14 protein-coding genes are annotated in these 20,173 nt (G+C 63.0%); 3 read left to right on the forward strand and 11 right to left on the reverse strand.

The window, feature by feature from the left end; genetic code table 11:
- Positions 1–300: 300 nt before the first annotated feature.
- The 7 genes from rpsA to mtnA form a co-directional block, all read right to left on the reverse strand.
- On the reverse strand, positions 301–1,977 hold the full coding sequence (rpsA, locus tag WF331_RS22210; RefSeq protein ID WP_003252673.1) for a 30S ribosomal protein S1: 1,677 nt from the start codon (positions 1,975–1,977) through the stop codon (positions 301–303).
- 124 nt (positions 1,978–2,101) lie between these two features.
- The gene (cmk, locus tag WF331_RS22215; RefSeq protein ID WP_016501010.1) at positions 2,102–2,788 is read right to left on the reverse strand and encodes a (d)CMP kinase; all 687 of its coding nucleotides are present in this window, start codon (positions 2,786–2,788) and stop codon (positions 2,102–2,104) included.
- Complete coding sequence (locus WF331_RS22220; RefSeq protein ID WP_284363383.1) at positions 2,785–5,037, reverse strand: bifunctional prephenate dehydrogenase/3-phosphoshikimate 1-carboxyvinyltransferase; 2,253 nt, start codon at positions 5,035–5,037, stop codon at positions 2,785–2,787. The genes cmk and WF331_RS22220 overlap by 4 nt, the downstream gene beginning before the upstream one ends.
- Before the next feature lie 151 nt (positions 5,038–5,188).
- Positions 5,189–6,283: a prephenate dehydratase gene (gene pheA / locus WF331_RS22225; RefSeq protein ID WP_016501012.1), complete on the reverse strand. Its 1,095-nt coding sequence runs from the start codon at positions 6,281–6,283 to the stop codon at positions 5,189–5,191.
- Positions 6,283–7,368 (reverse strand): 3-phosphoserine/phosphohydroxythreonine transaminase, encoded by a 1,086-nt coding sequence (gene serC / locus WF331_RS22230; protein WP_041168115.1) that lies wholly within the window; start codon positions 7,366–7,368, stop codon positions 6,283–6,285. The genes pheA and serC overlap by 1 nt, the downstream gene beginning before the upstream one ends.
- A gap of 228 nt (positions 7,369–7,596) precedes the next feature.
- Positions 7,597–10,362, reverse strand: coding sequence for a DNA gyrase subunit A (gene gyrA, locus WF331_RS22235; protein ID WP_059395298.1), 2,766 nt, complete (start codon positions 10,360–10,362; stop codon positions 7,597–7,599).
- 366 nt (positions 10,363–10,728) lie between these two features.
- Positions 10,729–11,805, reverse strand: a complete 1,077-nt coding sequence (mtnA, locus tag WF331_RS22240) for an S-methyl-5-thioribose-1-phosphate isomerase (RefSeq protein WP_016501015.1) — start codon at positions 11,803–11,805, stop codon at positions 10,729–10,731.
- A 110-nt stretch (positions 11,806–11,915) separates the two neighbouring features.
- Here mtnA and ubiG point away from each other — a divergent pair, with 110 nt between their 5' ends.
- The 3 genes from ubiG (at position 11,916) to WF331_RS22255 (ending at position 14,119) form a co-directional block, all read left to right on the forward strand.
- Positions 11,916–12,614, forward strand: a complete 699-nt coding sequence (gene ubiG / locus WF331_RS22245) for a bifunctional 2-polyprenyl-6-hydroxyphenol methylase/3-demethylubiquinol 3-O-methyltransferase UbiG (protein ID WP_016501016.1) — start codon at positions 11,916–11,918, stop codon at positions 12,612–12,614.
- A 2-nt stretch (positions 12,615–12,616) separates the two neighbouring features.
- Entirely contained in the window at positions 12,617–13,288 is a 672-nt protein-coding gene (gene mupP / locus WF331_RS22250; protein ID WP_003252659.1) for an N-acetylmuramic acid 6-phosphate phosphatase MupP, read from the forward strand.
- 90 nt (positions 13,289–13,378) lie between these two features.
- Positions 13,379–14,119 (forward strand): YciK family oxidoreductase, encoded by a 741-nt coding sequence (locus tag WF331_RS22255; RefSeq protein WP_059395299.1) that lies wholly within the window; start codon positions 13,379–13,381, stop codon positions 14,117–14,119.
- Positions 14,120–14,243: 124 nt separating this feature from the next.
- Here WF331_RS22255 and WF331_RS22260 read toward each other — a convergent pair whose 3' ends face one another.
- From WF331_RS22260 to WF331_RS22275, 4 genes are all read right to left on the reverse strand, one after another.
- Positions 14,244–15,029, reverse strand: coding sequence for a TenA family transcriptional regulator (locus tag WF331_RS22260; RefSeq protein WP_059395300.1), 786 nt, complete (start codon positions 15,027–15,029; stop codon positions 14,244–14,246).
- 30 nt (positions 15,030–15,059) lie between these two features.
- On the reverse strand, positions 15,060–17,516 hold the full coding sequence (locus tag WF331_RS22265) for an EAL domain-containing protein (RefSeq protein WP_284399583.1): 2,457 nt from the start codon (positions 17,514–17,516) through the stop codon (positions 15,060–15,062).
- A 197-nt stretch (positions 17,517–17,713) separates the two neighbouring features.
- On the reverse strand, positions 17,714–19,546 hold the full coding sequence (locus tag WF331_RS22270) for an ABC transporter ATP-binding protein (protein WP_284399585.1): 1,833 nt from the start codon (positions 19,544–19,546) through the stop codon (positions 17,714–17,716).
- Positions 19,539–20,171, reverse strand: coding sequence for a DsbA family protein (locus tag WF331_RS22275; protein ID WP_016501022.1), 633 nt, complete (start codon positions 20,169–20,171; stop codon positions 19,539–19,541). The genes WF331_RS22270 and WF331_RS22275 overlap by 8 nt, the downstream gene beginning before the upstream one ends.
- Between the last annotated feature and the right edge of the window lie 2 nt (positions 20,172–20,173).

The raw sequence follows: 20,173 nt of genomic DNA on the forward strand, positions 1-20,173 counted from the left end.
TGTGAACAGTCAGAATCGGGCATTTAGTCCCACCACCCCTTCAAGTCTAACCATACAAGCGGGCATGCCCGCGAAGCAGGCGGCGCAGTGGATGGCACGGGCTTCACCCGTGTTCGCGGGCGCGCCCGCTCCCACAGTGATCGCGCTAGCTTTTAAGCTTTGTGCAACACAATTACCCCTACCGGGGATCGGGCCAGCTGATGGAACTTTGCGAGCAACGCCTACTACGCCGAGCTGGCTTCGTACACGCAAAAAAAAGGGCGACCCGAGGGTCGCCCTTTTTTACCGATCAAACAGAACTCAGTTCTGCTTGGCCATTGCTTCGCGCAGCAGCGCAGCCATGGTGGTGTCGGCAGCCGCTTCCGGAGCGTTTTTCAGGCTCTGGATGGCTTCACGCTCTTCAGCGTCGTCTTTCGATTTGATCGACAGGCTGATAACGCGGGACTTGCGGTCAACGCTGATGATCTTGGCTTCGATCTCTTCGCCTTCCTTCAGAACGTTACGCGCGTCTTCAACGCGGTCACGGCTGATTTCGGAAGCTTTCAGAGTGGCTTCGATGTCGTCGGCCAGGGTGACGATGGCGCCTTTGGCGTCAACTTCTTTCACGATGCCCTTGACGATAGCGCCCTTGTCATTGACAGCAACGAAGTTGGAGAACGGATCGTCTTCCAGCTGCTTGATGCCCAGGGAGATGCGCTCGCGCTCTGGGTCGACCGACAGGATGACGGTTTCCAGCTCGTCGCCCTTCTTGAAACGACGTACGGCTTCTTCGCCGGTTTCGTTCCAGGAGATGTCGGACAGGTGAACCAGGCCGTCGATGCCGCCGTCCAGACCGATGAAGATACCGAAGTCGGTGATCGACTTGATGGTACCGGTGATCTTGTCACCCTTGTTGAACTGGCCGGAGAAGTCTTCCCATGGGTTGGACTTGCACTGCTTGATGCCCAGGGAGATACGACGACGCTCTTCGTCGATGTCCAGAACCATGACTTCCACTTCGTCGCCAACCTGAACGACTTTCGACGGGTGGATGTTCTTGTTGGTCCAGTCCATTTCGGAAACGTGTACCAGACCTTCAACGCCTTCTTCCAGCTCAGCGAAGCAGCCGTAGTCGGTCAGGTTGGTAACGCGAGCTTGTACGCGAGTACCTTCTGGGTAACGGGCAGTGATAGCTACCCACGGATCTTCGCCCATCTGCTTCAGACCCAGCGAAACGCGGTTACGCTCGCGGTCGAACTTCAGAACGCGTACGTCGACTTCGTCGCCAACGTTAACGATTTCCGAAGGATGCTTGATGCGCTTCCAGGCCATGTCGGTGATGTGCAGCAGGCCGTCGATACCGCCCAGGTCCACGAATGCGCCGTAGTCGGTGAGGTTCTTGACGATACCTTTGACTTGCTGGCCTTCCTGCAGGGTTTCCAGCAGGGCTTCGCGCTCGGCGCTGTTCTCGGCTTCCAGCACGCTGCGACGCGAAACAACAACGTTGTTGCGCTTCTGGTCCAGCTTGATGACCTTGAATTCCAGCTCTTTGCCTTCGAGGTGGGTGGTGTCGCGCACAGGGCGGACATCAACCAGGGAGCCCGGCAGGAACGCACGGATGCCGTTAACGTCGACAGTGAAGCCGCCTTTAACCTTACCGTTGATAACGCCCTTGACCACTTCTTCGGCGGCGAAAGCTGCTTCCAGAACAATCCAGCACTCGGCGCGCTTGGCTTTTTCACGGGACAGTTTGGTTTCGCCAAAGCCGTCTTCGACCGCGTCCAGCGCAACGTGAACTTCGTCACCGACCTTGATGGTCAGCTCGCCAGCTTCGTTGTAGAACTGCTCGAGCGGGATGACGCCCTCGGACTTCAGGCCAGCGTGTACGGTAACCCAGTCGCCGTCGATGTCGACAACGATACCGGTGATGATGGCACCCGGCTGAAGATTGAGGGTTTTCAGGCTTTCTTCAAAGAGTTCTGCAAAGCTTTCGCTCATTTTAATTCCTGTAGATTCGGGCGAAACAAACGCCCATAACCACATTCCAGACAATGTGGGTTCGTTTTAAGTAAAGGAAAGCCGGCAGGACGTTGACTGGTGCCCCTGCCTGCTTTCCTGGCGATCAGGCGAGGTCGCGCAGGGCGATCTCGCTTCTGATACGTTGCAACACCTGCTCGATGGACAACTCGGTAGAGTCCAACTGAATGGCATCGGCCGCTGGCTTCAGCGGGGCCACTGCACGTTGGGTGTCGCGCTCATCACGCGCACGAATCTCATCCAGCAGACTCGACAGACTAACATCTTCACCCTTGCCCTTCAACTGCAGGTAACGGCGACGTGCGCGCTCTTCTGCGCTGGCGGTCAGAAACACCTTCAACGGCGCGTCAGGGAATACCACGGTACCCATGTCGCGGCCGTCGGCGATCAACCCCGGCACATCGCGAAATTCGCGCTGACGCACCAGCAGGGCATCACGCACTGCCGGCAACGAGGCCACCATCGACGCGCCGGCGCCGACGGTTTCGGTGCGGATGACATTGCTGACATCCTCACCCTCAAGGATGATCTGTTGCAGCTTACCGGGCTGGGCAGCGATGAACTGCACATCCAGATGGGCGGCAAGCCGGGTCAGCAGCTCTTCGTTGGTGAGGTCGACGCCATGATTGCTGGCGTTGAACGCCAGCAAGCGGTACAGCGCGCCGGAGTCCAGCAGCTTCCAGCCCAGCTCGCGGGCCAGCAGGCCGGCGACCGTGCCTTTGCCCGAGCCGCTCGGCCCGTCGATGGTGATGACCGGTGCCAGCGAATTCACGACTTGCCCTCTTCCGCCACGCGGATACCCACTTCGGCGCACAGCGCCAGGAAGTTGGGGAACGAGGTGGCGACGTTGGCACAGTCGTGGATGCGAATTGGCGCGCTGGCGCGCAGCGAGGCGACGCTGAAGGCCATGGCGATACGGTGGTCACCGTGGCCATGCACTTCGCCACCGCCCAGCTGGCCGCCGTCGATGATGATGCCGTCCGGGGTTGGTTCGCACTTGATGCCCAGGGTGATCAGGCCATCGGCCATCACCTGGATACGGTCGGATTCCTTCACCCGCAGCTCTTCGGCGCCACGCAGCACGGTACGCCCTTCGGCGCAGGCGGCAGCCACGAACAGTACCGGGAATTCGTCGATGGCCAGCGGCACGAGCTCTTCAGGGATGTCGATACCTTTCAGCCTGGCACCGCGCACGCGCAGGTCAGCCACTGGCTCGCCGCCAACTTCACGCTGGTTTTCCAGGGTGATGTCGCCACCCATCAAGCGCAGGATGTCGATTACACCGGTGCGGGTCGGGTTGATGCCAACGTGTTCCAGCACCAGCTCGGAACCTTCGGCAATGGAGGCCGCCACCAGGAAGAAGGCTGCCGAGGAAATGTCGGCCGGCACTTCAATGCGGGTAGCGGTCAGCTTGCCGCCGGACTGCAGCGAGGCCACCGGGCCGTTCGACTCGACCGCATAGCCAAAGCCGCGCAGCATGCGTTCGGTGTGGTCACGGGTAGGCGCAGGCTCGGTAACGGTGGTCTTGCCTTCAGCGTACAGGCCGGCCAGCAGCAGGCAGGATTTGACCTGGGCGCTGGCCATCGGCAGCGTGTAGGTCAGCCCTTTGAGCTTGTGGCCACCGCGAATGGTCAGCGGCGGACGGCCTTCCGGGCCGGTTTCGACTACGGCACCCATTTCACGCAGCGGGTTGGCCACACGGTTCATCGGGCGCTTGGACAGCGAAGCGTCGCCGGTCATGGTCACGTCGAACGACTGACCGGCCAGCAGGCCCGACAGCAGTCGCATCGAGGTACCCGAGTTGCCCACGTACAGCGGCCCGGGCGGCGGTTTGAGGCCATGCAGGCCAACACCATGAATGGTCACGCGACCGTGGTTGGGGCCTTCGATGACCACACCCATGTCGCGGAATGCCTGCAGGGTCGCCAGTGCGTCCTCACCTTCGAGGAAGCCTTCGACTTCGGTGGTGCCTTCGGCCAGCGAGCCGAGCATGATCGAGCGGTGGGAAATCGACTTGTCGCCCGGTACGCGGATCCGCCCGTTCAGGCGGCCACCCGGTTGGGCCAGGAAAATCAGATCGTTGGCGTTCATAGCGTCCACATAGGCCCGGCGGGCCAGGATTTTACTGAAATGCTCGCGGGCAACACGCGCACGGGTGAATACACCCAGCAACTGGTGCCCGTCCCCTTCTGCGATCGCGTCGCGCAAGGCGTCGAGATCGCTGCGATATGTATCGAGTGTGCGCAGGACAGCGTCGCGGTTGGCGAGGAAGATGTCGTGCCACATGGTCGGGTCGCTGCCGGCGATTCTTGTGAAATCGCGGAAGCCTCCCGCAGCGTACCGGAAGATCTCGAGGTTTTCATTGCGCTTGGCCAGCGAATCGACCAAGCCAAAGGCCAGCAGGTGCGGCAAGTGGCTGGTGGCTGCGAGCACCTCGTCATGACGCTCGACCGACATGTGCTCCACATCGGCACCCAGCGCACGCCACAGGCGGTCGACCAGGACCAGCGCGGCCGGGTCGGTTTCGGCCAGCGGCGTGAGGATCACCTTGTGCCGACGGAACAGGGTGGCGTTGGAGGCCTCTACCCCGCTCTGCTCGGAACCCGCGATCGGGTGGCCGGGGACGAAGCGCGGCAGGCGCTGACCGCTCTCGTTGACAAAAACAGAGCGCGCCTCACGGACGACGTTGCCCTTGGCACTGCCGACATCGGTAATGATCGCATCGCCCAGATCGAGCCGGGCCAGCAGGGCCAGGACTTTTTCCATGGCCAGGATCGGCACGGCCAACTGGATGACATCGGCACCGACACAGGCTGCGGCAAGGTCTTCTTCGCAGCGGTCGACCACGCCCAGGGCCACGGCCTGCTTACGCGAAGGGGCGTCCAGGTCGACACCGACCACTTCGCGGCACAGGCCGCTTTCACGCAGGCCCTTGGCGAACGAGCCACCGATCAGGCCGAGACCGACCACGACCAGGCGGTTGATGATCGGCTCAGGTTTGGTTTTTGCTGCTTTTACCACTGGTGCGAACCCTGTTCTGAAATCTGGACAGCCTGCTGGACCCTACGGGGCCGCTTCGCGACCCTTCGCGGCACAAGGCCGCTCCTACAAGGACCCTGTAGGAGCGGCCTTGTGCCGCGAAGGGCTGCTTTGCAGCCCCAAGGGCCTTGAATCAAAGCACCGCCTTCGGATAAGAGCCCAGCACCTTCAGCGCCACAGCCTCCTGGCTGATCTGCTCGAGCACCGCCTTGATCAACGGGTCGCGGTGGTGGCCAACGAAGTCGATGAAGAACACGTAGGTCCACTTGCCACTGCGCGACGGGCGGGTCTCGATGCGGGTCAGGTCGATGCCGTTCTGGTGGAACGGCACCAGCAACTCGTGCAAGGCACCTGGCTTGTTGCTCATCGAGACAATGATCGAGGTCTTGTCGTCGCCGGTCGGCGGCACTTCCTGGCTGCCGATCATCAGGAAGCGCGTGGAGTTGTCCGGGCGGTCTTCGATCTTTTCGGCCAGGCGGGTCAAACCATACAGGTTGGCCGCCATGTCGCCGGCAATCGCCGCCGAGTTCCACTCGCCCTTGACTCGCTTGGCCGCCTCGGCATTGCTCGAAACCGCCACGCGCTCCACGTTCGGGTAGTGCGCGTCCAGCCACTTGCGGCACTGGGCCAGCGACTGGGCGTGGGAGTAGATGCGCGTGATGCTGTCGGTCTTGGTGCTCTCACCTACCAGCAGGTGATGGTGGATTCGCAGCTCGACTTCGCCGCAAATGACCATGTCGTGCTCAAGGAAGCTGTCCAGGGTGTGACTGACAGCGCCTTCGGTGGAGTTTTCCACCGGCACCACGCCAAAGTTGACGGCACCGGCCGCCACTTCGCGGAACACTTCATCGATTGCCGCCATCGGCCGGCTGATCACCGCGTGGCCGAAGTGCTTCATGGCCGCAGCCTGGGTGAAGGTACCCTCAGGGCCGAGGTAGGCGATTTTCAGCGGCTCTTCAAGGGCCAGGCACGACGACATGATTTCGCGGAACAACCGCGCCATCTCCTCGTTGCCCAGCGGGCCCTTGTTGCGTTCCATGACGCGCTTGAGCACAGCAGCTTCGCGCTCAGGGCGGTAGAACACCGGCTTCTCGCCTTCTTTCAGCGAGGCGGTCTTGACCCGGGCGACTTCTTCAGCGCAACGGGCACGGTCGCTGATCAGCTCGAGAATCTTCTCGTCGAGGCTGTCGATGCGTACACGCAGCGCCTTGAGTTCCTGTTCGGACATCAGCCGTGCTCCTTCTCGAATTCGGCCATGTAGCCCACCAAGGCCTCTACAGCCTCAAGGCCCAGGGCGTTGTAGATGGAAGCGCGCATGCCGCCCACCGAACGGTGGCCCTTGAGGTTGAGCAGGCCGCGGGCATCGGCGCCGGCGAGGAAGGCCTTGTCCAGGCGCTCGTCAGCCAGGCGGAACGGCACGTTCATCCACGAACGGGCGTTGACGCTGATCGGGTTGGTGTAGAAATCGCTCTTGTCGATGAAGCCGTACAGGCGCTCTTTCTTGGCGCGGTTGCGCTGCTCCATGGCGTCGACGCCACCCTGCTCTTTCAGCCACTCGAAGACCAGGCCCGACAGGTACCAGGAGTAAGTGGCCGGGGTGTTGTACATCGAGCCGTTGTCAGCCGAAACCTTGTAGTCGAGCATGGTCGGGCAGCTGCTGCGGGCATGGCCCAGCAGATCTTCGCGCACGATGACCACCACCAGGCCGCTTGGGCCGATGTTTTTCTGCGCGCCGGCGTAGATCAGGCCGAACTGCGACACGTCGATGGGGCGCGAGAGAATGTCGGAGGACATGTCGACCACCAGCGGCACATCGCCAGTCTGCGGCACCCAGTCAAACTGCAGGCCACCGATGGTCTCGTTGGACGCATAGTGCACGTAGGCAGCGTTCTTGGTCAGGTTCCAGTCGTTCTGGCCCGGGATATTCAGGTAGTCGTAGGGCTTGGCACTGGCTGCGACGTTGATGTTGCCGAAGCGGCGCGCTTCCTCGATGGCCTTTTTCGACCAGATACCGGTTTCGATGTAGTCGGCAGTGCCGCTTTCCGGCAGCAGGTTCAGCGGAATCTCGGCGAACTGCTGGCTGGCGCCGCCCTGCAGGAACAGCACCTTGTAGTTAGAGGGGACGGACAGCAGGTCACGCAGGTCCTGCTCGGCCTTTTCGGCGATGGCCACGTAGTCATCGCTGCGATGGCTCATTTCCATCACCGACAAGCCCTTGCCGCGCCAGTCCAGCATCTCTGCCTGGGCGCGCTGCAAGACAGCATCAGGAAGCGCGGCAGGGCCTGCGCAGAAGTTAAAGGCTCGTTTGCTCACATCCACTCTCGCTCTGCCAAATAGAACAAAATCTTGATTCGATGCTACCGGGAACCCTGTGGGAACGGGTTCACCCGCGAACACCGGCGCAGCCGGTGCCATCTACCGTGTCGCCTTCTTCGCGGGTGAACCCGCTCCCACAGGGTATTGCACCGCCCTCGAGGACGTTGCCACGTCTAATCAGTCAAACGGGGCGACCTTGGTCGCCCCGTTCGGGTTTACGCTTGCTTACTCCTGCGGGGCCTCTTCGGCACCCGCAGCGTCTTCATTGTCTGGCGCTTCAGCCTCGACGCCCTCCTCGTCCGTCTCGATCACATCATCGAGTTCGTCCTCGGACGGCTCCTGGATACGCTCCAGGCCCACCAGGGTCTCGTCAGCCGCCAGCTTGATCAGCGTAACACCCTGGGTGTTACGGCTCAGGCTGGACACCTCGCCAACCCGGGTACGCACCAGCGTGCCCTGGTCGGAAATCAGCATGATCTCCTCGCCTTCCTGCACCTGGATAGCACCGACCAGCAGACCGTTGCGCCCTTTGGTCCCCATGGCGATCACGCCCTGGCCACCACGGCCGCGACGCGGGAACTTGGACAGCGGGGTGCGCTTGCCGAAGCCACGCTCGGAGGCAGTGAGGATCTGCGCGCCGGACTCCGGGATCAGCATCGAAATGATCTGCTGGCCTTTGCCCAGTTTCATGCCGCGCACACCGCGGGCCGTACGGCCCATTTCACGCACGACGCTTTCGGCGAAGCGGATGACCTTGCCGGCGTCGGAGAACATCATGACTTCTTTGGCGCCGTCGGTGATGGCCGCCGCAATCAGGGTGTCGCCTTCTTTCAGCTTCAAGGCGATCAGGCCGTTGGAGCGCGGACGGGCAAACTGCACCAGCGGGGTCTTCTTGACGGTACCGGAGGCGGTGGCCATGAAGATGTAAGCGCCAGTCGGCTCTGCCACCCATTCTGCGGTGTCGCCGTCTTCTTCGTCGACTTCCTCGGCCTCTACCAGCTCACCCTCAAGCACGGTGTCATCAGCGTCTTCCAGTTCTTCGTCGAGGTCGGCGTTCTGCTGCAGCGCTTCGAGGTCGATCTGCAGCATGGCGGTGATGCGCTCACCCTCCTCCAGCGGCAGCAGGTTGACCAGCGGGCGACCACGGGCAGCGCGGGACGCTTCGGGGATTTCGTAGGTCTTCTTCCAGTACACCTTACCTTTGCTGGAGAACAGCAACAGGGTGGCATGGCTGTTGGCAACCAACAGGTGCTCGATGTAGTCCTCGTCCTTCACGCCGGTTGCCGACTTCCCTTTGCCGCCACGGCGCTGGGCCTGGTAAGCGGACAATGGCTGGGTCTTGGCATAACCACCGTGGGAGATGGTAACCACGCGCTCTTCTTCCGGGATCATGTCGCCGTAGTTGAGGTCGTGGCTGGCATTGAGGATTTCGGTGCGGCGCACATCGCCGTACTCGGCACGGATGGCTTCCAGCTCTTCGCGGATCACTTCCATCAGGCGCTCGGCGCTGCTGAGGATGCGGATCAGCTCGCCGATCTGCTCGAGGATTTCCTGGTACTCGGCCAGCAGCTTCTCGTGCTCCAGGCCGGTCAGGCGGTGCAGGCGCAGGTCGAGAATGGCCTGGGCCTGCTCCGGCGACAGGAAGTACTTGCCCTCATGCAGGCCGTACTGCTCAGGCAGGTCTTCAGGGCGGCAGGAATCGGCGCCGGCGCGCTCGACCATGACCTGCACGGCACTGGATTCCCACGGCGTGGAAACCAGGGCTTCCTTGGCCTCGGACGGGGTCGGCGAAGCCTTGATCAGGGCGATGACCGGGTCGATGTTGGACAGCGCAACCGCCTGGCCTTCAAGGATGTGGCCACGCTCACGGGCCTTGCGCAACTCGAATACGGTGCGGCGGGTCACCACTTCACGGCGGTGACGGACGAACGCTTCGAGCAGGTCCTTGAGGTTGAGCAGGCGCGGACGACCGTCGATCAGGGCGACCACGTTGATGCCAAACACGCTCTGCAGCTGGGTTTGCTGGTAGAGGTTGTTGAGCACCACCTCCGGCACCTCGCCGCGACGCAGCTCGATGACGATGCGCATGCCGTCCTTGTCGGACTCGTCGCGCAGCTCGGTGATGCCTTCGATCTTCTTCTCTTTGACCAGCTCGGCGATCTTTTCGATCAGGCGCGCTTTGTTCAGCTGGTACGGCAGCTCGGTGACGACGATCTGCTGACGGCCGCCCACCTTGTCGATGTCTTCGATTTCGGAGCGGGCGCGCATGTAGATGCGGCCACGACCGGTACGATAGGCCTCGATGATGCCTTGGCGACCGTTGATGATGCCGGCAGTCGGGAAGTCTGGCCCAGGGATGAACTGCATCAGTTCATCGATGGTGACTTCCGGATTGTCGATCAGCGCCAGGCAGCCGTCGATGACTTCACCGAGGTTGTGTGGCGGAATGTTGGTCGCCATGCCCACGGCGATACCGCTGGAACCGTTGACCAGCAGGTTGGGAATACGGGTCGGCATGACTGCCGGGATCTGCTCGGTGCCGTCGTAGTTGGGCACCCAGTCGACGGTTTCCTTGTGCAGGTCGGCCAGCAGCTCGTGCGCCAGCTTGGTCATGCGCACTTCGGTGTATCGCATGGCTGCGGCGTTGTCGCCGTCCACCGAACCGAAGTTGCCCTGGCCGTCGACCAGCAGGTAGCGCAGCGAGAACGGCTGGGCCATACGCACGATGGTGTCGTAGACCGCAGTGTCGCCGTGCGGGTGGTACTTACCGATCACGTCACCGACCACACGGGCGGATTTCTTGTACGGCTTGTTCCAGTCGTTGCCCAGTTCGCTCATCGCATAGAGAACGCGACGATGCACGGGCTTCAAGCCGTCACGCGCATCGGGCAGCGCTCGCCCGACAATCACGCTCATCGCGTAGTCGAGGTAAGACTGTCTCAGTTCGTCTTCGATATTGACCGGGAGGATTTCTTTGGCCAGTTCGCCCATGAGAAGCCTGATTCCTTTTTCTGGTGAAACTTCGCAGCTCCATCAAGGGCCGAACGAAGCTCGCCGCCGCAGCGTACAAGCGTGCGACGACTTACGACAAATCAATGAGTTGTGCCATGGATCTGCGCAATGAAGGCCGCCGTGATGGGCGGTCTTGGAAACTGCCGGATGTTATCACAAAGGCGGGGGCGGTGGGGAGAGGTGGCAGCTGGTCTGAGCCGGGTTTGACTCCTGGTTTTTTTATTGCCTGCACCGGCCTCTTCGCGGGCTCGCCCGCTCCCACAGATTCACCACCGCCCTAAGGCCATGCGATCTCCCTGTGGGAGCGGGCAAGCCCGCGAAGAGGCCGGTGCAGGCAGCGCAAAATCAGTGCAGACGCTTGCGGCAAATCAACTGGGCCAGTTTGGCGGTATCCGGGCGCTCGACAACACCCCGCTCGGTCACGATAACGTCAATCAGGTCGGCCGGGGTCACGTCGAACACCGGGTTGAATACCTGCACATCCCGTACCGCCGGGGCACCGCCAAAGTCCAGCCACTCGTCGGCGTCACGCTCTTCCAGCGGGATATCCTCGCCGGTGGCCAGGTTCAGGTCGATGCTGGTACTCGGCGCCACCACCATGAAGCGCACACCATGGTGCATGGCGCTTACCGCCAACTGGTAGGTGCCGATCTTGCTGGCCACGTCGCCATTGGCAGCGATGCAGTCCGCGCCCACCACCACCCAGGTGATGCCCTTGGTCTTCATCAGATGCGCCAGCGCCGAATCGGCGCACAGGGTCACCGGAATTCCCTCGTTGGCCAGCTCCCAGGCCGTCAGGCGCGAGCCTTGCAGCCAAGGGCGAGTTTCGCCGGCATACACCCGCTCCACCATGCCCTCCAGGTAGCCGGCGCGGATAACCCCCAGCGCAGTGCCGAAACCGCCACTGGCCAGGGCACCGGCATTGCCGTAGGTAAGCAGCGTCTGGGCATTGCCCTGATGACGGCGGATCAGCTCGATGCCTTGCTGGGCCATGGTCAGGTTGGCTTCACGGTCGCTTTCGTGGACGGCCACTGCTTCTGCCTCCAGCGCTGCCAGCACGTCTTCATCCGGGCGCAGACGCAGCAGGCGCTCACGCATGCGGTTCAGCGCCCAGAACAGGTTGGCCGCCGTGGGGCGTGCTTCGGCAAGGGTGAGAAAGTCCTCTTCAAGGTCCATTTCCCAGTCGCCACCCTCTGCCAGCCGCTCTTCCAGGGCCAGTACCAGGCCGTAGGCGGCAGCAATGCCGATGGCCGAGGCGCCGCGCACTGCCATGTCGCGGATTGCCGCCGCCACCTGCGCGACATTGTCGCAGGCCAGCCAGCGTTCTTCCGACGGCAGCAGGCGCTGGTCGAGCAGGTGCAAGATGCCGCCCTGCCAGCGGATCCCGGTCACCTTCTCAGCCGCCAAAAGTCGCTCGCGCATCGCCTCTCCCCGTGGTTCGCATGTCAAAAGCCGGCGATTATAGCGAGCCTGGGGGCCGAGCGCTCGGGTATACTCCGGCGCAATTTTGCGAAGTTTCAGAGGACTGTTCAATGAGCAACGTCGACCGCGCCGAAATCGCCAAGTTCGAAGCGCTGGCCCACCGCTGGTGGGACCGCGAAAGCGAGTTCAAGCCGCTGCACGAAATCAACCCGCTGCGCGTCAACTGGATCGACGAGCGGGCCAACCTGGCCGGCAAGAAAGTGCTGGACGTAGGCTGCGGCGGCGGCATCCTCAGCGAAGCCATGGCCCTGCGCGGCGCCACGGTCACCGGTATCGACATGGGCGAGGCCCCCCTGGCCGTGGCCCAGCTGCACCAGCTGGAGTCGGGCGTACAGGTGGAATACCGGCAGATCACCGCCGAAGCCCTGGCCGAGGAAATGCCCGAACAGTTCGACGTGGTCACCTGCCTGGAAATGCTCGAGCACGTGCCCGACCCATCCTCGGTGATTCGCGCCTGCTACCGCATGGTCAAGCCTGGCGGCCAGGTGTTCTTCTCCACCATCAACCGCAACCCCAAGGCCTACCTGCTGGCCATCGTCGGCGCCGAGTACATCCTGAAGATGCTGCCGCGCGGCACCCATGACTTCAAGAAGTTCATCCGCCCGTCCGAGCTGGGCGCCTGGAGCCGCGATGCCGGCCTGCAGGTGAAGGACATCATCGGCCTCACCTACAACCCGCTGACCAAGCACTACAAGCTCAACAGCGACGTCGACGTCAACTACATGATCCAGACCCTGCGCGAGGAATAAGCATGCGTTTGCGAGCAGTACTCTTCGACATGGACGGCACCTTGCTGGACACGGCGCCGGACTTCATCGCCATTTGCCAGGCCATGCTCGCCGACCGCGGGCTGCCGGCCGTTGACGACAACCTGATCCGTGGCGTGATCTCGGGTGGCGCCCGCGCCATGGTCGCCACTGCGTTCGCCATGGACCCGGAGGCTGACGGCTTCGAGGCCCTGCGCCTGGAATTCCTCGAGCGTTACCAGCGCGACTGCGCGGTGCACAGCAAGCTGTTCGAGGGCATGGCCGAGCTGCTGGCCGACATCGAGAAAGGCAACCTGCTGTGGGGCGTCGTCACCAACAAGCCGGTGCGCTTCGCCGAGCCGATCATGCAGCAGCTGGGCCTGGCCGAGCGTTCGGCGTTGCTGATCTGCCCAGACCACGTGAAAAACAGCAAACCCGACCCCGAGCCGCTGATCCTGGCCTGCAAGACGCTGAACCTGGACCCGGCCAGTGTGCTGTTCGTCGGCGACGATCTGCGCGACATCGAGTCTGGCCGCGACGCCGGCACCCGCACGGCAGCGGTGCGCTACGGCTATATTCATCCAGAGGACAACCCCAACAACTGGGGTGCCGACGTGGTGGTGGACCACCCGCTGGAACTGCGCAAAGTGATCGACAGCGCGCTGTGCGGCTGCTGAGTTGCAATGGTTGACGACTGACCCTGTGGGAGCGGGCACGCCCGCTACCACAGGGCTCGGCGCCACCCCAATGACCAAGGGAAAATGCTGATGTTCGACTACACCGCCCGTCCCGACCTGCTGCAAGGCCGGGTCATCCTGGTTACCGGCGCAGGCCGCGGCATCGGTGCTGCGGCCGCCAAGGCTTACGCGGCAGTGGGCGCCACCGTGCTACTGCTGGGCAAGACCGAAGCCAACCTGAACGAGGTCTACGACGAGATCGAAGCCGCCGGGCACCCCCAACCGGTAGTCATCCCGTTCAACCTGGAAACCGCCCTGCCCCACCAGTACGACGAGCTGGCAGTGATGATCGAAGACCAGTTCGGCCGCCTGGACGGCCTGCTGAACAACGCCTCGATCATTGGCCCGCGCACGCCGCTGGAGCAGTTGTCGGGCGACAACTTCATGCGCGTGATGCACATCAACGTCGATGCCACCTTCATGCTCACCAGCACCCTGCTGCCACTGCTGAAACTGTCGGAAGACGCCTCGGTGGTGTTCACCAGCAGCAGCGTCGGGCGCAAGGGCCGGGCCTACTGGGGCGCTTATGGCGTGTCGAAGTTCGCCACCGAGGGCCTGATGCAGACCCTGGCCGACGAACTGGAAGGCGTGGCACCCGTGCGCTCCAACAGCATCAACCCGGGCGCCACGCGCACGGCGATGCGGGCCCAGGCCTACCCCAGCGAAAACCCGCAGAACAACCCGCTGCCTGAAGAGATCATGCCGGTGTACCTGTACCTGATGGGGCCCGACAGCAAGGCAGTGAACGGGCAGGCGCTCAACGCCCAATAAGCCTTTTGCCTGTACTGGCCCTATCGCCGGCAAGCCAGCTCCCACAGGGATTGCACATTGCCCTGGCCTGTGGTGATCCTGTGGGAGCTGGCTTGCCGGCGATAGGGCCGGTACAGGCGGATGATCAGCCCGCCGCCAACGCCGGGCGCAAACGGCCTTGCTGGCGCCCTTCCAGCTGCATGCACCGCTCCAGGAACAGGTACATGCAGTCATAACTCTTGCAAATCGCCCTGCGCAACTCGGTACGCAGCCCCAGGGTCGGGTTCTCGCCGGCCAGGGTACAGATGATTTCCAGCGCCTCCCACGGGTGCGCATCGTCATACTGGGCATGCATCTTCAGCCATTTCATCGCCCGCTTGCGCTGGTCCTCCGGGAAGCCCTGGGCGTAGGTATCGGTCGAGCACACCACCGCCGACCATTCCCCGGTCGCACCTTCGATGGCGTAGTTGGTCGCCGCCATGGAAATGGCCAGGTTCTCGGTGGCACACACGCGCCAGCACCAGTCGTTCAGGCCGTTCAGCTCGGGGGGCACTTCCTGGGCCTGCAGCTCATGCAGGTGCACACCATGGGCCTGACACCAGTTCACCCAGTAGTCGGCATGGTTGAGCTCAACCCGGATATTGCGCATCAGCCAGCGCCGCGCCATGTCTTCGCCCTGATGGCGGCCATAGCGGGTCTTGGTCAGGTTGTGTGCCATGTACAGCGAGAACTGCTCCACCACCGGCCAGCCACCGATCAGGTACTGACGAATGGTCGACTGCTTGAGCTGGCCGTCGCGCAGGCGCGCGTAGAACTCATGCTCCACCACCCGGCGCTTGCTCTCGCGGCAGTCTTCAATCAGTTGCTGGGCCCATTGGGGATAGCTGGCGGGGTCCATCAAAGGCCCGATACGAACGAATGCATCAATCACTTTCAGCTCCTTGATCCTTGTGATTTCTCGCTAGCGAAACGTGCCAGGTGCCCGCTGCAACAGAGGCCGGGCGGCGATCCGTTGGCGCTGCAGACTGTCACAGGTGAACACCTGGGGGCGTTCGATCAGGTAACCCTGGGCGTAATCCACGCCGATTTCCTGCAGGGCCTGCTCGATCAAGGGTGTTTCGACGAACTCGGCTATGGTGCGTTTGCCCATGACATGGCCGATGTGGTTGATGACCTCTACCATGGCCCGGTTGACCGGGTCATCGAGCATGTCCTTGACGAAACTGCCGTCGATCTTCAGGTAATCCACGGGTAAATGCTTGAGGTAGGCGAACGACGACATGCCGGCGCAGAAATCATCGAGCGAGAAGCGACAGCCCAGCCCCTTCAGCTCGTTGATGAAGCGAATGGCACTGCCCAGGTTGGCAATCGCGCTGGTTTCGGTAATTTCGAAACAGATCATCCGCGGCGGAATGGCGTACTCGACAAACAACCGCTGCAGGTAATCGAGGAACTTGTCATCGCCGATGCTCGACCCCGACAGGTTGATCGCGCAGATCGACAGGGGCCCTTCGCGGCCTTCGTCCAGGCATTGGCGCACAACCTGGAACACATTGCGCACCACCCAGCGGTCCAGCGCAGTCATCAGGCCGTAGCGCTCGGCTGCGGGGATGAAGCTGCTGGGCAGGATGGTGCGGCCACTTTCGTCGTGCAGGCGCAGCAGGATTTCGATGTGGCCTGGGCCTTCGAAGGTTTTCAGCGGGGCAATTTCCTGTGCGTACAGGCAGAAGCGGTTTTCTTCCAGCGCCACATGCAAGCGCTGGATCCAGGCCATTTCGCCAAAACGCATGGACAGCTCGCTGTCGTCGGCGTGGTACACCTGCACGCGGTTGCGCCCCTTCTCCTTGGCCATGTAGCAGGCCATGTCGGCAGCACGCAGCGAGGTTTCCAGGGTGCCCGGGGTTTGGGCGATGTGCACCAGGCCGATACTGACCGTGGTGACGAACGGCCGCCCCTTCCACACGAAGTGCAGGCTCTGCACCATCTGGCGCAACTGCTCGGCGATGCGCTCGGCCTGGTCTGGCGGGCAGCTTTCCAGCAGCACGCCAAACTCGTCGCCACCCAGCCGGGCCAGCGTGTCACCTTCGCGCAGGCCAGATTGCAGCACGGCGCAGATGTGCCGCAGCAATTCGTCACCCGCGGCATGGCCGCAGGTGTCGTTCACCAGCTTGAACTGGTCGAGGTCCAGGAACATCAGCGAATGCCGCCCGGCCTGGCGCGCAAGGCCGTTCAGCGCCTGTTCCAGGCGGTATTCGAACTCACGGCGGTTGGCCAGCCCGGTCAGGGCGTCATGGGTGGCCTGCCAGGACAGGTTGGCGATGTACTGACGCTCCTGGGTCATGTCATGCAGCACAAGCACGATGCCACTGAGGTGGCCGTCACTGACGATCGGCGAGCCCACCAGGTTGATCGACACGGTGCTGCCGTCAAGCCGCTGGATCAGCCGGGCATGCTCGGCACCGCCCTTGAGGCTGCCGCTAAGCACCTGCTCGACCAGGCTGCGGCCATCTTCCTCGGCCTGCTCGTCCACCAGGCTGAACAGCGCCGACAGTGGGAGGCCCTGGGCCTGGCCAGACTGCCAGTGGGTGAGTTGCTCGGCGGCCGGGTTCATGTAGCCGATGCAGCCATCCACGTCGGCAGTAATGACCGCATCGCCAATGGCCTGCAAGGTGGTCTGTGCCCGCTCTTTCTCTGCCTGCAGGGCGGTGGCGAAGGCCTGACGCTGGGCCAGCAGCTTGCTGGAGCGGCGCCAGGCAATGGCAATGAGGAACATCGCTGTCAGCAGGTTGGTGATCAGCAGCACCCGCAGCAACATGCGCGAGCCTTCGCCCAAGGCATCGCTGAACGCTTTGGCAGCGGGCGTGACCCCTTCATTGATGGTGACGATGCGCGCCTTCCAGGCATTGACGGCCTGGGCGTCGACCGGGCCACTGGCAAAGCTCTGGCGCATCTCGCCGGCGAGCACATCCAGCTTGGCCAGGTAGTCGTCGCCGATATCCCAGTAGTCGATGGCTGTCTGCATGTAGCTGATGTTGCGGAAGTTCCGGTAGAACCAGATGATCCGCTCGACATCGTCGGGGTGGTTACCGCCTTGCAGAACGGCCTGGCGAGCAGCCGCCAGGTCGGGGCTGGGCTGGTCGAGCACCTCGCGCAGCTGGTGGTCGCCCTGGGGCACGGTAATGGCCTGGCGATAGCGCTGGTAGCTGCTTTCGTCGCGAGTGTCGGCGTACAGGTTCAGATAATAGATGGCGTCTTTCTGCGCCTTCGACCACAGGCTTTCGCCCGCGACATAGGCGCGCACGGCCGAGAGCGTATAAAGGCTGAGGCTGCCCAGCGCCACCTGAAAGACCACAACGGCGATGAAGGGCCAGGTGATGCCGATCAACTTCGGCGCTTCGAGTGTGCGATGTCCCTTCATGGAGTCCCTGTCACAGAGCAGATAAGGCGCAAATCGACCCAGACAAGCACAGCGTAGGCCATCTGCCATCAACGTGACGGGGTTTTTTATGACAGGGAATCGCAGGATTTGCACGCACGCCGTGGGAGCGGCCTTGCGTCGCGAAAGGGCCGCGACGCAAGGCCGCTCCCACAGCAACGGCACAAGGCACCTGAAATTCAGCTTTGCTGCAAGTGCCCATAAAGCTTGGCGTACAACCCACCCTCGGCAATCAGCTGCTGGTGGTCGCCATCTTCGGCTACATGCCCGCCATCGAACACCAGCACCCGGTCGGCCTGCTTCACCGCCGACAGCCGGTGGGCGATGATCAGCGTGGTGCGGCCGCTGAGGAAGCGCGCCAGGGCCAGGTGCAGGTTGTACTCGGTGGCGGCGTCCAACGCCGAGGTGGCTTCGTCGAGGATGACCACCTTGGGCTCGGCCAGCACCATGCGGGCGATGGCCAGGCGCTGCCGCTGCCCGCCAGACAAGCGCACGCCGGAGCGCCCCACCACACTGTCCAGGCCCTGCGGCAAGGCGGCGATGGTGGCGTCCAGCTGGGCGATGCGCAGCGCCTGCCAGCAGGCGTCGTCGCTGCTGTCGCGGCCCATGGTCAGGTTGGCGCGTACGGTGTCATTGAACAGCGACGGGTGCTGCAACACCACCGCGACGTTTTCGCGCAGGGTTTCCAGGCCGATTTCCTGCAGGCTGGCACCGCCAAAGCGGATGGTCCCGGCCTGGGCGCTGTAAAGGCCCAGCAGCAGTTGCACCAGGGTGCTCTTGCCGCCACCACTGGCGCCGACAATCGCCACCTTTTCGCCCGGAGCGATAGACAGGTCGAGGTTTTCCAGCACCGGCTCGTCGGCATAGGCAAAGCGCAAGTCGCGCACTTCGATGCCCACCGTCTCACGGCCAGCGAACGGGTCACTGGCGGCCGGGTACTGCGGTTCGTCATCGCGCGCCAGCAGCTCGTTGAGGCGGCTCAGCGCACCGCCGGCGGCGTAGTAGGCATATTGCAGGTTGAGCAGTTGCTCCACCGGCCCGATCATGAACCACAGGTAGCTGAACACCGCCAGCATCTGGCCGATCGACAAATCGGAGAACAGTACGGTCAGCATGGCTGCGGCGCGGAAGATATCGATGCCGAACTGGAACAACAAGCCACTGGCACGGCCACTGGCATCGCTTTTCCACTGCGAATCCACGGCGTAGTCACGCACTTCGCGGGCGCGCAGGCCCAAACGGCCAAGGAAGTAGCCCTGGCGGTTGCTGGCACGGATTTCCTGGATGGCATCGAGGGTTTCCGTCAGCGCCTGGGTAAAGCGCGCGGTGCTGTCGTTCTCAAGCTTTTTCAGGTGTTTGACGCGTTTGCCCAGCTGCACGGTGAAATAGATCACCAGCGGGTTGAACAGCAAGATCAGCAAGGCCAGCTGCCAGTGCATCCAGATCAGGATCGCCGCTGTGCCGGTCAGGGTCAGCATGGCCACCAGGAAGCGGCTGAGGGTTTCGCCCACGAACTTGTCGAGGGTGTCCAGGTCGGTGACCAGGTGGGTGGTTACCGTGCCGCTGCCCAGGCTTTCGTATTCCTTCAGCGAAATGCGCTTGAGCCGCTCGATCAGGCGGATACGCAGGCGGTAGACGATATCCTTGGCCAACCCGGCAAACAGCTTGGCCTGGATCACGTTGAACGCCAGGGCAGCCAGGCGCAGGCACAGCGTAAGCGCCAGCATCAGCCCGATATAGCCGGCTGCCACCTGCCAGTTGGAGGGCAGCAGGTGGTTCATCCACTTCAGCGCAGCATCGCCATGACCGAGCAGTACTTCGTCCACCAACAGGGGCAGCAGCAACGGAATGGGCACGCTGCAGCAAGCCGCCAGCACGGCGATGAAGTTGGCAGACCAGAGGTTCTTCTTGTGATGCAGGGCCAGGCGGCGGATTTCCGCCCAGCTCAGTCGATCGCCCGCAGCGTGAGGCTTGCCCGGCACCGGGTCGGGTGACCCAGGCACATCAAGCACAGGCGGCCTGCTGCAGCCAGCGGCCGAGCAAGGGTTGCAGGCGATCCAGCGGCTGGTAGCCGTTGGTCAGCAGGGCCAGTTGGCCATTGCGCTCGGCCAGCAGGGTCGGAAAGCCGGCAATACCCAGGTCCTGGGCCCAGCTGAAATCGGCTGCGGTGGCGGCGCGGGTATCGGCGCGGGCGAAGGTTTCGGCAAACACGGTGCGGTCGAAGCCGCACTGCGAGGCCAGCTCGACCAGCTGCGGCGCCGTGGTCACGTCCACGCCCTGCTCGTAGAACGAACGCTGGATCAGCGCCAGCAGCGGCCAGACGCGTTCGGCGTCCAGCTCACGGGCAGTGACCAGAGCGCGGCAGGCCGGCTCGGTGTCGTAGACGAAGCCCTCAGGCATGGCCCCTTCGAAACGAAATGGCTGGCCGGTGGCGTCGGCCACCGCCTGCCAGTGTTCGAGGATGTACTTGCGGGTGGAGCTGTCCAGGGCGCTGCCGCCGGTGCGCAGCCCGCCCGGCACCACGCGGGTGACAACGCCCGCCTCACGCGCCTGGGCGATCAGGGCGGCGGCTACCGGCGCGAAACCCCAGCACCAGGAGCACATCGGGTCCATCACATAAATCAGGCGTGCAGACATGC

Origin of the sequence: Pseudomonas sp. YNh, assembly GCF_037993085.1 — a bacterium.
Classification (GTDB): domain Bacteria; phylum Pseudomonadota; class Gammaproteobacteria; order Pseudomonadales; family Pseudomonadaceae; genus Aquipseudomonas; species Aquipseudomonas putida.

Coding starts and splice junctions, on each gene's coding strand:
- mupP (WP_003252659.1), top strand. CDS start 12,617: ATGCGTTTGCGAGCAGTACTCTTCGACATGGACGGCACCTTGCTGGAC.
- mtnA (WP_016501015.1), bottom strand. CDS start 11,805: ATGCGCGAGCGACTTTTGGCGGCTGAGAAGGTGACCGGGATCCGCTGG.
- WF331_RS22265 (WP_284399583.1), bottom strand. CDS start 17,516: ATGAAGGGACATCGCACACTCGAAGCGCCGAAGTTGATCGGCATCACC.
- pheA (WP_016501012.1), bottom strand. CDS start 6,283: ATGTCCGAACAGGAACTCAAGGCGCTGCGTGTACGCATCGACAGCCTC.
- ubiG (WP_016501016.1), top strand. CDS start 11,916: ATGAGCAACGTCGACCGCGCCGAAATCGCCAAGTTCGAAGCGCTGGCC.
- rpsA (WP_003252673.1), bottom strand. CDS start 1,977: ATGAGCGAAAGCTTTGCAGAACTCTTTGAAGAAAGCCTGAAAACCCTC.
- WF331_RS22255 (WP_059395299.1), top strand. CDS start 13,379: ATGTTCGACTACACCGCCCGTCCCGACCTGCTGCAAGGCCGGGTCATC.
- gyrA (WP_059395298.1), bottom strand. CDS start 10,362: ATGGGCGAACTGGCCAAAGAAATCCTCCCGGTCAATATCGAAGACGAA.
- WF331_RS22275 (WP_016501022.1), bottom strand. CDS start 20,171: ATGTCTGCACGCCTGATTTATGTGATGGACCCGATGTGCTCCTGGTGC.